The sequence below is a fragment of the Clavibacter michiganensis subsp. insidiosus genome (genome assembly GCF_002240565.1).
GTDB lineage: Bacteria > Actinomycetota > Actinomycetes > Actinomycetales > Microbacteriaceae > Clavibacter > Clavibacter insidiosus.
Window position 1 is genome coordinate 1455542 of record NZ_MZMO01000001.1, and the last position, 13504, is coordinate 1469045.

General features: G+C 71.8%; 10 protein-coding genes. 5 read left to right on the forward strand and 5 right to left on the reverse strand.

From position 1 onward, the window contains the following. Positions 1-72 precede the first annotated feature (72 nt). From B5P21_RS07145 to B5P21_RS07155, 3 genes are read right to left on the reverse strand one after another with little or no spacing between them, the layout of a single operon-like run. Positions 73-564, reverse strand: coding sequence for a GNAT family N-acetyltransferase (locus B5P21_RS07145; RefSeq protein WP_045528401.1), 492 nt, complete (start codon positions 562-564; stop codon positions 73-75). A 46-nt stretch (positions 565-610) separates the two neighbouring features. Continuing rightward, entirely contained in the window at positions 611-1654 is a 1044-nt protein-coding gene (locus B5P21_RS07150) for a helix-turn-helix domain-containing protein (protein ID WP_045528399.1), read from the reverse strand. Further along, positions 1651-2268 (reverse strand): hypothetical protein, encoded by a 618-nt coding sequence (locus tag B5P21_RS07155; RefSeq protein ID WP_133064176.1) that lies wholly within the window; start codon positions 2266-2268, stop codon positions 1651-1653. Before B5P21_RS07155 ends, B5P21_RS07150 begins: the two co-directional genes overlap by 4 nt. A gap of 205 nt (positions 2269-2473) precedes the next feature. On the opposite strand from B5P21_RS07155, the gene betT reads away from it, so the two are divergent. From betT to B5P21_RS07170, 3 genes are read left to right on the forward strand one after another with little or no spacing between them, the layout of a single operon-like run. Next, complete coding sequence (gene betT / locus B5P21_RS07160; protein ID WP_246865256.1) at positions 2474-4582, forward strand: choline BCCT transporter BetT; 2109 nt, start codon at positions 2474-2476, stop codon at positions 4580-4582. Next, positions 4579-6078 (forward strand): aldehyde dehydrogenase family protein, encoded by a 1500-nt coding sequence (locus B5P21_RS07165; RefSeq protein ID WP_045528395.1) that lies wholly within the window; start codon positions 4579-4581, stop codon positions 6076-6078. Before betT ends, B5P21_RS07165 begins: the two co-directional genes overlap by 4 nt. A 20-nt stretch (positions 6079-6098) precedes the next feature. Then, positions 6099-7673 (forward strand): GMC family oxidoreductase, encoded by a 1575-nt coding sequence (locus B5P21_RS07170; RefSeq protein ID WP_094170973.1) that lies wholly within the window; start codon positions 6099-6101, stop codon positions 7671-7673. A gap of 54 nt (positions 7674-7727) precedes the next feature. On the opposite strand, the gene B5P21_RS07175 is transcribed toward B5P21_RS07170, so the two are convergent. Both B5P21_RS07175 and B5P21_RS07180 read right to left on the reverse strand, forming a co-directional pair. Beyond that, a complete protein-coding gene (locus B5P21_RS07175) occupies positions 7728-9203 on the reverse strand; it encodes an MFS transporter (protein ID WP_045528390.1) in 1476 nt (491 codons plus the stop codon). A gap of 217 nt (positions 9204-9420) precedes the next feature. Beyond that, positions 9421-10356: a trypsin-like serine peptidase gene (locus B5P21_RS07180; protein WP_045528388.1), complete on the reverse strand. Its 936-nt coding sequence runs from the start codon at positions 10354-10356 to the stop codon at positions 9421-9423. 263 nt (positions 10357-10619) lie between these two features. On the opposite strand from B5P21_RS07180, the gene B5P21_RS07185 reads away from it, so the two are divergent. Further along, the gene (locus B5P21_RS07185) at positions 10620-11990 is read left to right on the forward strand and encodes an LLM class flavin-dependent oxidoreductase (RefSeq protein WP_045528386.1); all 1371 of its coding nucleotides are present in this window, start codon (positions 10620-10622) and stop codon (positions 11988-11990) included. Continuing rightward, positions 11987-13225, forward strand: a complete 1239-nt coding sequence (locus B5P21_RS07190) for an acyl-CoA dehydrogenase family protein (protein ID WP_045528384.1) — start codon at positions 11987-11989, stop codon at positions 13223-13225. Before B5P21_RS07185 ends, B5P21_RS07190 begins: the two co-directional genes overlap by 4 nt. Positions 13226-13504: the final 279 nt, after the last annotated feature.

The window sequence follows — 13504 nt, forward strand, 5'->3', positions numbered from 1 at the left end:
CTCCGTGTGTGGTAAGGGCGATGAAGTGGTCGTGCCGGACCGCGTGCTGATGCGCCGCCCGCCCGCCCACCCTCACCGCACCATCCGCACCGTGACCATCTCCGCCCCCTGGTACATCTGCCGGCTGACCCCGCCATCGCGCGCGAACCCGTTCCGGCGGTAGAACGCCTCCGCGCGCGGGTTGTCGTCGGCGGCCCAGAGGTAGGCGGGGGAGTCGCCGACGGCCGCGTCGAACAGGGCCTGGCCGGCGCCGGTGCCGTGAGCGGAGGCGACCACGTTGATCGCGTAGAGCTGGAACGGCCGCGGCGGATCCTCGTCGCGCGCCGGCCCGGCGAGGGCGAAGCCGACGATGCGGTCGCCGTCGAGGGCGACGAAGACCGGAGCCCCGGCGGAGTCGCTGAGCGAGCCCCGCCACTGCTCGGCGCGCGCCGCGACGTCGAGCCCCTCGAGGTACGCGGCCGACAGCAGGTGCGCGTACGTCTCCTGCCAGGTGCGGATGTGGACCTCGGGGATCCCGTCGGCGTCGTCGGGCACGGCGGGGCGGACGGTCGCGGGAGCGGTCATCCCGCCACGATACGGGCGCGCGACCGCGATGGTCGCGTCGCAGCTGTCACACGGCCCGCAGCACCCGCTTCGGTGGATCGAAGGGGTTGTCCGCGCCCTCGCGTGCGCCGAGGAGCTTCCTGACCTCTGAGCGCGTGAGCTCCGAGTCGTGGAGCCGACTGCCGATGGAGGGCGCGAGCCGCGGGATCTCCGGCGGGAGCTCATCGCTGCCCGGCTCGCGCGTCTTCCATCCGCGGCTGCTGAGCTGCCGGTAGAAGCGGGCGCGTTCCTCGGGGGTCGCGCGTCCGAGGCGATGAGCGCGTTCGAACACCGCCTGCATCGACACGCCCCATTCGGCCTTGAGATCGGCGAGCTTGCCGAGCGTCAGGTTCGTCAGCTCCGGCCGGATCATCGTCTCCGGCATCAGGAACTCCGCCGCGAAGTCGTCAGCCTGCGCCTCCGCGTCGGGATCGACATGCGATGCGTGCATCACCAGGTGCCCGAGCTCGTGCGCGAGCGTGAGCCGACGACGATCCGTCGGGGCCGCGGAGTTGACGATGATGACGGCGTGGTCGCCGGCCCACTGGGACATGCCGTCGATGCGGTGCGTGCCGAGGTCATCGTCGAGCACGATCACGCCGGCCGACTCGATCCACCGCGTCAGATCACGGACCGGCCCGAGAGGCATGCGCCACGCCGCACGTAGCATCGCGGCGGCCTCGGCCGGCGAGCGATCATCGGGGTCGACGTGGATGACGTGGTTCTGCGGCCGCAGCGGGACCCGCTCGAGCAGGTACGTCGTCTGCATGCGCGCCGCGTTCAACCGCGCTTCGACGCGCTTCCAGTCCGACGGCTTCGCGGTCTTCTGCCGGCGCATGTGGGCGTCGGCGGCGATGGCGCCGTGCATGCGGAACTCGTGGCGCAGGAAGTCCGCCGTCACCCCGAGGGCGGCGCTGAGCCTCTCCGTCATCGCGTCGTCGGGATCCCGCAGGCCGTTCTCGTACCGCGAGAGCGCGGCCTGCGTGATGCCGAGGTCGCTCGCGAGCTCCTCCTGGGTGATGCCCGCCGCGCGCCGGAGGACGAGGATCACATCTCCGACGTCGCGGCTCATGACGCGGTCCCGTCCGCGGCGGTGTCGTCGTCGAGGACGCTGCGCAGGTCGAGTTCCGGCATCTCGGGGGAGACCGGCTCCCAGGTGAAGCCGCGAGACGATGCGGCCTCGCGCCGCAGACGAACGGCCCAGACGGGGGAGTCCGTGCCGTCGCGGTAGGACAGCACCGCGTCGCCCACGGACCGCATCTCGGCGTCCCAGTAGTAGCCGAGGGCGAGGGACACGGACTCCAGGCCGTCGAGCGTGAGGGTCGTGCCGCCCCAGAACGCCCGAGAGGCCTCGGTGGGGTAGGCGGAGATCCGGTCGTCGAGGTGGTGGCGCTTGATGCGGAGGAGGTACATCGTCCCGCTGCACAGCTCGCGGACGGGCTCGCGGTCACGGATGGTGACCCCCTCCATCCCGTCGACCTCGCGGATGAGCCGCGCCCAGATGCGCTCGTGGAGGAAGTCCGCCGTGAAGCGTGCGGTGAAGCCGGGGAACCAACCGACCTGCCACGCCCGGAACTCGGCGAAGTCATCTCGAGCGCCGTCGACCGCGTTGATGAAGGACTGCACGAACGGGTCACCGAGGTCCGCGAGCACGCGATCGCGATCGGGGACAGGGGCGGGATTCATGCCGGTAAATATACCACCGTCTCGATCCGCAGTGCGGTCCGCGCCCGCGCGCGCGAACAGTACCGCGGCCCCGATCGGGCGTGCGGCCGGGGGAGGGCCCCTCGCTAGGGTGGTCGCGCAACCCGGTGTGGTCCGTGAGACCCCGGGTGTCGACCGAAGCCTCATTCCCCTCCCAGCGAAGGACGCGATGAGTACTCGCACACCCATGCCCGCTTCCCCCGACGGCACCGTCGCCCCCGCCGATCCGGCGCCCATCATCGACGGCGCGCCGCCCGGCCGTCCCCGCCTCAACAAGCCCGTGTTCCTCGGGTCCTCCCTCGGCATCGTCGCCATCGTCGCCTGGGCCTCCCTCGCCCCGACCGCCGCGGCCGACGCGATCGGCGCCGCCGTCGCGTGGGTGTCGGAGAGCTTCGGCTGGTACTACATCGCCGTCGTCACGCTCGTGGTGGGGTTCGTGGTCGTCGTCGCGGCCTCCCGCGCCGGCCGCACGCGCCTCGGGCCCGACGACTCCCGCCCCGCGTTCACCTACTTCACCTGGTCGGCCATGCTGTTCGCCGCCGGCATCGGCATCGACCTGATGTTCTTCTCCGTCTCGGAGCCCATCACCCAGTACCTCGCCCCGCCGACCGGCGACGGGTCCACCGTCGAGGCCGCTCGGCAGGCCATGGTCTACACGCTGTTCCACTACGGCCTCACCGGCTGGGCGCTCTACGCGCTCATGGGCATGGCGTTCGGCTACTTCGCGTACCGCCACAACCTGCCGCTGAGCATCCGCTCCGCCCTGCACCCGATCTTCGGCGCGCGCATCCACGGCTGGATCGGCCACCTCGTCGACATCGCCGCCGTCCTCGGCACGATCTTCGGCATCGCGACCACGCTCGGCATCGGCGTCGCCCAGCTGAACTACGGCATCGACTTCATGTTCGGGATCCCCGAAAACCTCGCCGTGCAGGCCGGCCTCATCGCGCTGTCGGTGATCATGGCGGCGGTCTCGGTGCTCACCGGGGTCGAGAAGGGGATCCGGCGCCTGTCGGAGCTCAACGTGCTGTGCTCCATCGCGCTCATGCTCTTCGTGCTGTTCGCGGGTCGCACCAGCTTCCTCATGGACGCCGTCGTGCAGAACGTCGGCGACGTCCTCAGCCGGTTCCCCGCGATGACGCTCGAGACCTTCGCCTACGACCGCCCCGACGCGTGGCTCAGCAGCTGGACCCTCTTCTTCTGGGCCTGGTGGATCGCGTGGGCGCCGTTCGTCGGCCTGTTCCTCGCCCGCATCTCCCGCGGCCGCACCATCCGCGAATTCGTCATCGGCACGATGGTGGTGCCGTTCGCGTTCATCCTGCTGTGGATCTCGATCTTCGGGAACAGCGCCCTCGACCTCGTCATGGGCGGCGATAGCGCGTTCGGCGACGTCGCGATGAACACCCCGGAGCGCGCGTTCTACTCGCTGCTCGCCGAGTACCCGGGGGTGCCGCTCACGGCCGCCGTCGCGACCTTCACGGGGCTCCTCTTCTACGTGACCTCCGCCGACTCCGGCGCGCTCGTGATGGCGAACCTCACCTCGCACCTGCCCGACGCCGACACCGACGGACCCAAGTGGCTGCGCCTGTTCTGGGCCGTCGCCACCGGCGCGCTCACGCTCGTGATGCTCGCGGTGGGCGGCGTGCCGACCCTGCAGAGCGCGACCGTGGTGATGGGCCTGCCGTTCTCTGTGGTGCTGCTGCTCATCATGCTCGGGCTCTACAAGGCCCTGAAGGTGGAGGGATCGCTCGCGGCCAGCTACCGGTCGAGCCTGCCTGGCCTCCTCTCGGGCCGCTCGGGCGACACCGGCCACGGACGCAGCTGGCGCCAGCGGCTCTCCCGCTCCATGACGTACCCCGACCGCGAGCGCGCCCAGCGCTTCACCGAGGAGGTGGCGCTCCCCGCGCTCACCGAGGTGCACGACGAGCTCATCGTGCAGGGCGCGACCGTGCGGCTCGTCGAGGGCGAGAACTCCGAGTACGGGATCCGCGAGCTCGACCTCGAGGTGTCGATGGGCGAGGAGCGCGACTTCCGGTACGCGATCCGCCCGGTGCGGTACGACATCCCCACGTGCGCGCCGCACGCGGCCGCCGGATCCGAGGAGCACTACTTCCGCCTCGAGGTGTTCTCCCTCGAGGGCAGCCGCGGCTACGACGTCCTCGACTACACGCCCGAGCAGGTGATCGCCGACGTGCTCGACCACTACGAGACGCACCTCGAGTTCCTGCACCTCAACCGCGACGACCCGGGGAACACCGTCGTCGTCGCCCCCGCCGAACCCGAGAGGACCGCATGACCATGCACGAGCACACGAACGGGGCATCCGCCTCCCTCTTCATCGACGGCAGCTGGCAGTCGGCCGCGGACGGCGCCACGCGCGAGATCCGCTGTCCCGCCGACGGATCCCTCGTCGGGCACGTCTCCGAGGCCGGCACCGTCGACGTCGAGCGCGCCATCGCGAGCGCCCGCGCCGCGTTCGACGGCGGCGCCTGGTCGCGCACGCCCGCACCCGAGCGCGGCGACCTCCTCCTCCGGGTGGCCGACGGCCTCGTGGAGCGGAAGGCCGCGTTCGCCCGCGCCGAGACGCTCGACACCGGCAAGCGCCTGGTGGAGAGCGAGATCGACATGGACGACATCGCCGCCTGCTTCCGCTACTTCGGCAAGCTCGCCGGCCAGGACGCCGGCCGCGTCGTCGACGCCGGCGACCCCGACGTGGTGAGCCGCATCGTCCACGAGCCCGTGGGCGTGTGCGGCCTCATCGCGCCGTGGAACTACCCGCTGCTGCAGGCCGCGTGGAAGATCGCGCCGGCGCTCGCCGCGGGCAACGCGTTCGTCCTCAAGCCCAGCGAGCTGACGCCGCACACCTCGATCCTCATGATGCGGCTGCTCGCCGACGTGGGGCTGCCCGCGGGCGTCGCCAACCTGGTGCTGGGCGCGGGGGCCGTCGCGGGCGCGCCCCTCTCGAGCCACCCCGACGTCGACATGGTCTCGTTCACGGGCGGCCTCGCCACGGGCCGCACCATCGCGGCGGCCGCGGCGGCCACCGTGAAGAAGGTCGCGCTCGAGCTCGGCGGCAAGAACCCCAACGTGGTGTTCGCCGACGCCGACTTCGACGCCGCCGTCGACAACGCCCTCAACGCCGCCTTCGTGCACTCCGGCCAGGTGTGCTCGGCGGGCGCGCGGCTCGTGGTCGAGGAGCCCATCGCCGAGCGCTTCGTGGACGAGCTCGTGCGCCGGGCCGAGGGGATCCGCCTCGGCGGCCCGTTCGACCCCGACGCCGAGACCGGCCCGCTCATCTCGGCCGCGCACCGCGACAAGGTTCACGCGTACGTGGAGAAGGGGATCGCCGAGGGCGCGCGCCTGCGCACGGGTGGCGCGTTCGGCGCGGGCGACCTCGAGGCCGGGTTCTACTACCTGCCGACCGTGCTCGACCGGGTCGAGCGCGGCATGTCCGTGGTGGTCGACGAGGCCTTCGGGCCGGTGGTCACGGTCGAGACGTTCCGCACGGAGGAGGAGGCGGTCGCCATCGCGAACGACACCGACTACGGGCTCGCGGGCGCGGTGTGGTCCCAAAACGCCGGCAAGGCGCAGCGGGTCGCGCAGGCGCTCCGCCACGGCACCATCTGGATCAACGACTTCCACCCCTACCTGCCCCAGGCGGAGTGGGGCGGCTTCGGGCAGTCCGGCGTCGGCCGCGAGCTCGGCCCGACCGGCCTCGCCGAGTACCAGGAGGCCAAGCACATCTACCAGAACACGCGCCCGCAGGTGACCGGATGGTTCCGGGCGCGATGAGCGACAGCAGAGGAGACGACATGACCGGCACCGAGTACGACTACGTGGTCGTCGGCGGGGGATCCGCGGGCGCGGCCGTCGCCGCCCGCCTCAGCGAGGACCCCGACGCGCAGGTGGCCCTCATCGAGGCCGGCCCGCACGACAGGGACCTCGACGTGGTCCTCCGCCTCGATCGGTGGATGGAGCTGCTCGAGTCCGGCTACGACTGGGACTACCCCATCGAGGAGCAGGAGAACGGCAACTCCTTCATGCGGCACGCGCGCGCCAAGGTGCTCGGCGGCTGCTCCAGCCACAACTCGTGCATCGCGTTCTGGGCGCCGCGCGAGGACCTCGACGGCTGGGCGACGACGCATGGCGCCACCGGCTGGGACGCCGACAGCACCTACCCGCTGTACCAGCGGCTGGAGACGAACGAGGATCCGGAGCCGCACCACGGCCACGACGGCCCGGTGCACCTGATGAACGTGCCGCCGCGCGACCCGTCCGGCGTCGCGCTCCTCGACGCGTGCGAGCAGGCGGGGATCCCGCGCACGCGCTTCAACACCGGCGAGACCGTGCGGAACGGGGCCGGCTTCTTCCAGATCAACCGGCAGGCGGACGGCACGCGCGCGTCGTCGTCGGTCTCGTACCTGCATCCGCTCGCCGACCGCGCGAACCTCACGGTGCTGACCGACCTCACGGCGCGCGCGCTCGAGTTCGACGACGACGACCGCTGCACGGGCGTGCAGGTCGTCGACAACGCGTTCGCGAAGACCCGCACCGTCCGGGCCCGCCGCGAGGTGATCCTCTCTGCCGGCGCCATCGACTCGCCCAAGCTGCTGATGCTCTCGGGCATCGGCCCGGCCGCGCACCTCGCCGACCTCGGCATCCCGGTGCGCGTCGACTCGCCCGGCGTGGGCGAGCACCTTCAGGACCACCCCGAGGGCGTGATCCAGTGGGAGGCCAAGCAGCCCATGCCGACGGAGAGCACGCAGTGGTGGGAGATCGGGATCTTCGCCACCACCGAGGAGGGGCTCGACCGGCCGGACCTCATGTTCCACTACGGGTCGGTGCCGTTCGACATGCACACGGTGCGCCAGGGCTACCCGACGACGGAGAACGGCTTCTGCCTCACGCCGAACGTCACGCACGCGCGCTCGCGCGGCACGGTGCGGCTCCGCAGCCGCGACCACCGCGACAAGCCGCTCGTGGACCCGCGCTACCTCACCGACCCGCACGACATGCGCGTGCTCATCGCCGGGATCCGCCTCGCGCGCGAGATCGTGGCGCAGCCCGCGATGGCCGAATGGGCGGGCCGGGAGCTGTACCCGGGCGTCGAGGCGCAGACCGACGAGGAGCTCGCGGACTACATCTCCCGCACGCACAACACCGTGTACCACCCGGCGGGCACAGTGCGGATGGGCGCGGTCGACGACGCGATGTCGCCGCTGGATCCCGAGCTGCGCGTCAAGGGAGTCACCGGCCTCCGGGTCGCCGACGCGTCCGTGATGCCGGAGCTCACGACCGTGAACCCGAACATCACGACGATGATGATCGGCGAGCGCTGCGCCGACCTGGTGAAGCGGGCGCGGGCCGAGGAGCTCGTCGCGGGCTGATCACGACGGGCGGGTCGTCGGGATGGTGCCCGACGACCCGCCCGCCGACGTGTCCTACCGGACGGTCGCGCGCTCGCGCTCCCGGCCGTCCGCACCCGCGACCGCGGATCCGGCGACGGCGACCGCGGGGTGCACGGGGTCCGCGTCCGCGTCGTCCGCGGAGTCCGCCGTCGCCCGCCGCGCCGCGATCGCGTCCCGCGCCGGGTCCTTCGCGGCGAGCGCCGCCGCGATCGTCAGCACCGCGTAGAGGCCGATGTAGGCGCAGAGGATCCAGGGGGATCCGCCGCCCCACTGCAGGAACAGCACCGCGAGCAGCGGCGTGAGGCCGACGGAGAAGATGCTGCCGACCTGGTAGCCGAGCGAGACGCCGCTGTAGCGGACGCCCGTGGGGAACTGCTCGGCGAACCACGCGGCCTGCGGCCCGTAGATGGAGTCGTGGAAGACGTTCATGCCGAGCGCGAAGACGAGCGGCAGGAGCAGCAGCGGGCCGGAGTCGAGGTACGCGAAGAACGGCCAGATGAGGATCCCGATGCCGGCGGCGCTCGCGATGGTGAGGCGGCGGCGGCCGACCCGGTCGGAGATCCAGCCCCACAGGGGAGTGGTGAGCACGCTCAGCGCCGACACGATGAGCACCGCCGTGAGCGCGCTGCCCGAGTCGCCGCGCTTCTGGGCGAGGTAGGAGAGCGTGTAGACGGTGAGGATCGAGTAGAGCGCGGGCTGCACGAGGCGGAGGCCGGCGGTGATGAGCACGGCGCGCGGGTGCTTCCGCAGCACGACGCCGAGCGGGAAGCGCTCCACCTCGCCCGCGTCCTTGATGTCACGGAACTCGGCGGCGTCCTCCACGCGCAAGCGGATCACGAGGCCCACGGCCACGAGCACGGCGCTGAGGAGGAACGGCAGCCGCCAGCCCCACGCGAGGAACTGCTCCTCGCCGAGCGCGAAGCGGGTCGCCGCGAAGACGCCGGTCGCGAGGAGCATGCCGCCCGCGGATCCCATCTGCGTGAACGCGCCGAAGAGGCCCCGGCGGTGGGCGGGGGCGTGCTCGACGGACAGCAGCGCGGATCCGCCCCACTCGGCGCCCGCCGCGATGCCCTGCACGAGCCGCAGGAAGACGAGGCCGACGACGCTCGCGAGGCCGATGGTGGCGTAGGTCGGCAGGACGCCGATGAGGGTCGACGCGATCCCCATCAGCACGAGCGAGTAGACGAGCATGCGCTTGCGGCCGATGCGGTCGCCGAGGTGCCCGGCGACGATCCCGCCGATGGGCCGCGCGAGGAATCCGACGCCGTACGCCGCGAACGACGCGAGCAGCCCGACCGCGGGCGTCTGGTTCGGGAAGAACTGGCTGCCGAACACGAGTGCGGACGCCGTGGCGTAGAGGTAGAAGTCGTAGTACTCGACGGTGGTGCCGATGAACGACGCGCCGAGGACGCGGCGCCGGCGGCGGGAGACGTCGGCGGGCTGCTCGCGATCAGCGGGCGAGGCGGGCGTGGTCGGTGCGGCGGATGCGGCGGGCGGTGCGGTGGTCATGGGGTCTCCAGCGGTGCGGCTGCGGTGCAGGGAGCGGTCCGGGCGGGGATCCGCTCGGGTGACGCCCACCGTGGCCCGTGATCCCCCGGTCGGGGAAGGGCCGGGGTCACGGCGCGTAACGCGCAGGGCTGCGCCGTGTCCTGCGCGACGAGCGGCGGGCGGGCCGAAGCCCGCCCGCCGTCCGGTGGGGACCGCCGACGTCCGCGCCGGTCGTGCGTCAGTACGTCGTGTTCGACACCAGGTCGTACGTGTCGTGCTGCTCCTGCCGCCAGATCGGGCCGATCACGTGCGTGTAGTCCTGGAACCGGTTGGACTCGTCGGCGATCTGCGGTCCGTTCGCGTCGTCGCCGGCGAAGATCGGGCCGCCCGAGATGCCCTCGTTCATGTCGCACGCGATGGAGATCATCGTGTCGACGAACGGGGCGGACATGTCGCGGCATCGATCGAGGTGCTCACCGTCGAAGCGCAGCGCGGCGGGGTAGCCGTATACGGACGCCTCCTCCGAGTTGGACTGATCGAAGAGGACCGGCGAGGCGCCGACGACGCTCTCGATGTCCTCGCCCGCGGAGTCCTCGCTCACGGCGAGGAACCCCGAGTCGTCCACCCGGTCGTTGCCGGTCGCCCAGCTCGACGGCACCGCCCCGCCCACGACGGGCCACGCTCCGAAGGACGATTCCCCCGAGTCGTAACCGGGGTAGAAGACCGTGTTCGTGGAGAACACCTGATGCGAGGTGAGGCAGTGCCCCGCGGTCGCGATGGTCGAGCGGTTGGCCGACTCGACGACGTTGGCCGAGCAGGCGTAGCCCGAGCCGCCCTGCGTGTAGAAGATCCGGCCGATGTGCGGGACCGGCGCGACCTGCTCCGCCCTGCTGATCGGGGAGGCCGCGTCCGACGCGTCGAGCGCCGACATGGGCTTTCCGCTGTCGACGTCGATGGCTGCGGCCCGGCGCTCGGGCGTCCAGTAGTCGACGGCGTGCGCCGCGTCGGCGGCGGAGACCGTGAAGGAGGACTCCGACGCGGCCGGGGCGACGGCGTCGGAGGGTGTGGTCGTCGCCCACGCGGAGGGCGCGACGCCCAGCAGCGCGGCGGTGAGGCAGATGGAGGAGACGACGGCGGTGCGCCGTCTCGTGAAGCGGGCAGGGCGATGGGTCATGGTGCGCCTTCCTGGAGGTGCCACGTCGTGGCGTCGGGTCGCCGTCGCTCGACGGCGAGGAGGTGGGGCCATGTGCGGTGCGGAGGGAGCGGATGATCACCAGCGGCCCCCGACGCGGTGGGCTGACGGTAACGGGCCGACGCATCCGCCTGCGCATCGCCTGCACAGCCTCTGGCGATGCCCGGCGTGTGACGGTCCGCTACGGCGTCGCCGACCGCATTTCCCCACCCGTGCGACGCTGGGGGTCCGACGAGAGGATCCCCATGCCCGACGCCCGGCCCCCGCTCCGCTTCGCCGCCTTCGTGATGAACACGGCCAGCCACATCCAGCACGGCCTGTGGCGGCACCCGGACGCGCGGCAGCACGAGTTCGACGACGTCGAGCTGTGGGTGGACCTCGCGAGGACCCTCGAGCGCGGCCGCTTCGACGCCATGTTCTTCGCCGACGTCGTCGGGCTCTACGGTCCGGGCGACGGCGCCTACGACGTCAACGCGCGCGAGGGCCTCCAGTTCCCCAGCAACGACCCGTCCGTGCTGATCTCCGCGCTCGCCGTGAGCACCGAGCACCTCGGCTTCGCGTTCACGAGCTCGGTGCTGCAGGCGCACCCGTTCGACTTCGCGCGCAAGGTCTCGACGCTCGACCACATCACGAAGGGGCGCATCGCCTGGAACGTCGTCACGAGCGCGCTCGACGGCGCCGCCCGCAACTTCGGGCACGACGGCCTCGAGGACCACGACGCCCGCTACGCCTGGGCCGACGAGTACCTCGACGTCGTCTACAAGCTGTGGGAGGGGTCGTGGGACGACGACGCGCTCCAGCGCGACAAGGAGCGCGGCGTGTTCTCGGACGCGTCGAAGATCCACCGCATCGACCACGAAGGACCGCGCTACAAGGTCGCCGGGCCGCACCTGTCGTCACCGTCGCCGCAGCGCACGCCCGTGCTCTTCCAGGCCGGATCCTCGCCCGTCGGCCGCCGCTTCGCCGCCCGGAACGCGGAGGCGCAGTTCATCCTGTCGTCGACGCCCGAGAAGACCCGCGCGCTCATCGAGGACACCCGGACGCTCGCCGTGGACGCCGGCCGCCGGGCCGACGACCTCTCCTTCTGGCTCGGGCTCTCCTTCATCACGGGCAGCACGGAGGAGGAGGCGAAGCGCAACGAGGCCGAGATCGACGAGCACCTCAGCGCCGACGGCTTCCTCCTGCACTCCAACCTCGGCTTCGACCCGAAGACGGGCGAGCAGCTGGATCCGGCCACCCCGCTGTCGCAGGTCGAGACGCAGGCCGGGCAGAGCCACCTCGACTGGCTGCGCGAGGCGTCGCCCGACCGCGAGCCGACCATCGCCGACCTCGCCCGGCTCTCCGCGAAGCTGCGCGGCCGCGTCGTGGGCACGCCGGAGCAGATCGCCGACGTGCTCGCGGGATGGCGGGAGGCGGGCGTCGACGGGATCAACGTCATCAACTGGACCCTGCCCGGCAGCTACGAGGACTTCGTCGACCACGTCACGCCCGTGCTCCAGGAGCGCGGCCTGCAGCAGAAGGAGTACGAGCCGGGGACGCTGCGGCACAAGCTGACCGGGCGCGACCGTCTGCCGGAGTCGCACCCGGCGGCGGCGTACCGGGTCGCGTTCTCGTGACGGGGGCCGCGACGGGCACGTCGACCGCCGACCTTCGAGCCGAGTTCCTCCCGCTGTTCGACCGGATCCGCGACGGCGCCGTCGCCCGCGAGCGCGACCGGGAGCTCGCCCACGACGCCGTGGCGCTCCTCCGCGAAGCCCGCTTCGGGGCGATCCGGCTGCCCGTCGCGGACGGCGGGCGCGGCGCATCGCTGGCCCAGCTCGTCGAGCTCGTGGTCGAGCTGTCGGCCGCCGACGCGAACGTCGGGCACCTGCTGCGCGGCCACTTCGGCTACGTGGAGCTGGTGCTGCGCCGGCCGCCCGGGCCCGCGCGCGAGGAGTGGATCCGCCGCATCGCGTCCGGCACCATCGTCGGCAACGCCACGAGCGAGCAGACCGGCAACACGCTCGCCGACATCTCCACGACGCTCCAGGAGCGCGACGGCCGCTGGCTCCTCGACGGCACCAAGTACTACTCCACCGGCACGCTCTACTCCGACTGGATCTACCTCGCGGCCGGACGCGAGGCCGCCGACGGCGTCGAGCGGGTGACGCTCGCGATCCCCACCGACGCGCCGGGCGTCACCGCCGTCGACGACTGGGACGCGTTCGGGCAGACGCTCACGGCGAGCGGCACGACGACGTTCGCGGGCGTGGAGGTGGATCCGGCGACCGTCACCGCCTACCGCGAGGCGCCGCTGAGCCACATCCAGGCCTTCTACCAGCTGCACCTCGTGGCGGTGCTGGCGGGGATCGCGCAGGAGGTGGAGCGCGACGCGGTCGGCTACGTCCGGACGCGCACGCGCACCTACATCCACGCGAACGCCGCCCTGCCGCAGGACGACCCGCAGGTGCTCGACGTCGTCGGCCGGATCTCCACGGCCGCCTTCACGGTGCGCGCCGCGACGCTCACGGCCGCGGCCCTGCTCGACGAGGCCGTCGCGACCGCGCCTCCGGGCGACGCCCTCGACCGGCCGACGCTCGACGCGGCGGAGAACGCCGTCTACCAGGCGCAGGTGCACGCGGTCGACCAGGTTCCCGCCGCCGCGACGCTGCTGTTCGAGGTCGGGGGAGCGTCCGCGACGTTCCGCGAGCGCGCGCTCGACCGGCACTGGCGGAACGCCCGCGTCGTCGCGAGCCACAACCCGGCGATCTACAAGGCCCGGGCGATCGGCGACCACGCGGTCGCCGGCCGTGGCCCGGTCGACGCGTGGGCGGCCTACGAGAAGGTGGGCGCGACGGCGTTCCCGCGCTGACGACCTTTACTCACTGCGGCCGTATCAACCTGCAGGCCCCAGCCATGATGAATGCTCGTCTTTGCTACATGATGCGCAACGATACTCAGTGCCGGATCACAAGTTTTGGCCTGGAATACAATCACATATGGCGTCGACGTTGATACTCGGATTGCTGTGCCAGCGGGTGCCGATGGATGCTCGCTGTCTCCATACCGATACCTTGTCTCGGCCTCCAAACCAAAAGCGAAGACTGGAATGAGTCAGCCATCGACCTGTTGCCCATATTGCAAGACTGCT

Bases quoted from the DNA above. Each gene is read 5' to 3' on its own strand.
- B5P21_RS07145 (WP_045528401.1), bottom strand. From the start codon at position 564: ATGACCGCTCCCGCGACCGTCCGCCCCGCCGTGCCCGACGACGCCGAC.
- B5P21_RS07150 (WP_045528399.1), bottom strand. From the start codon at position 1,654: ATGAGCCGCGACGTCGGAGATGTGATCCTCGTCCTCCGGCGCGCGGCG.
- B5P21_RS07155 (WP_133064176.1), bottom strand. From the start codon at position 2,268: ATGAATCCCGCCCCTGTCCCCGATCGCGATCGCGTGCTCGCGGACCTC.
- betT (WP_246865256.1), top strand. From the start codon at position 2,474: ATGCCCGCTTCCCCCGACGGCACCGTCGCCCCCGCCGATCCGGCGCCC.
- B5P21_RS07165 (WP_045528395.1), top strand. From the start codon at position 4,579: ATGACCATGCACGAGCACACGAACGGGGCATCCGCCTCCCTCTTCATC.
- B5P21_RS07170 (WP_094170973.1), top strand. From the start codon at position 6,099: ATGACCGGCACCGAGTACGACTACGTGGTCGTCGGCGGGGGATCCGCG.
- B5P21_RS07175 (WP_045528390.1), bottom strand. From the start codon at position 9,203: ATGACCACCGCACCGCCCGCCGCATCCGCCGCACCGACCACGCCCGCC.
- B5P21_RS07180 (WP_045528388.1), bottom strand. From the start codon at position 10,356: ATGACCCATCGCCCTGCCCGCTTCACGAGACGGCGCACCGCCGTCGTC.
- B5P21_RS07185 (WP_045528386.1), top strand. From the start codon at position 10,620: ATGCCCGACGCCCGGCCCCCGCTCCGCTTCGCCGCCTTCGTGATGAAC.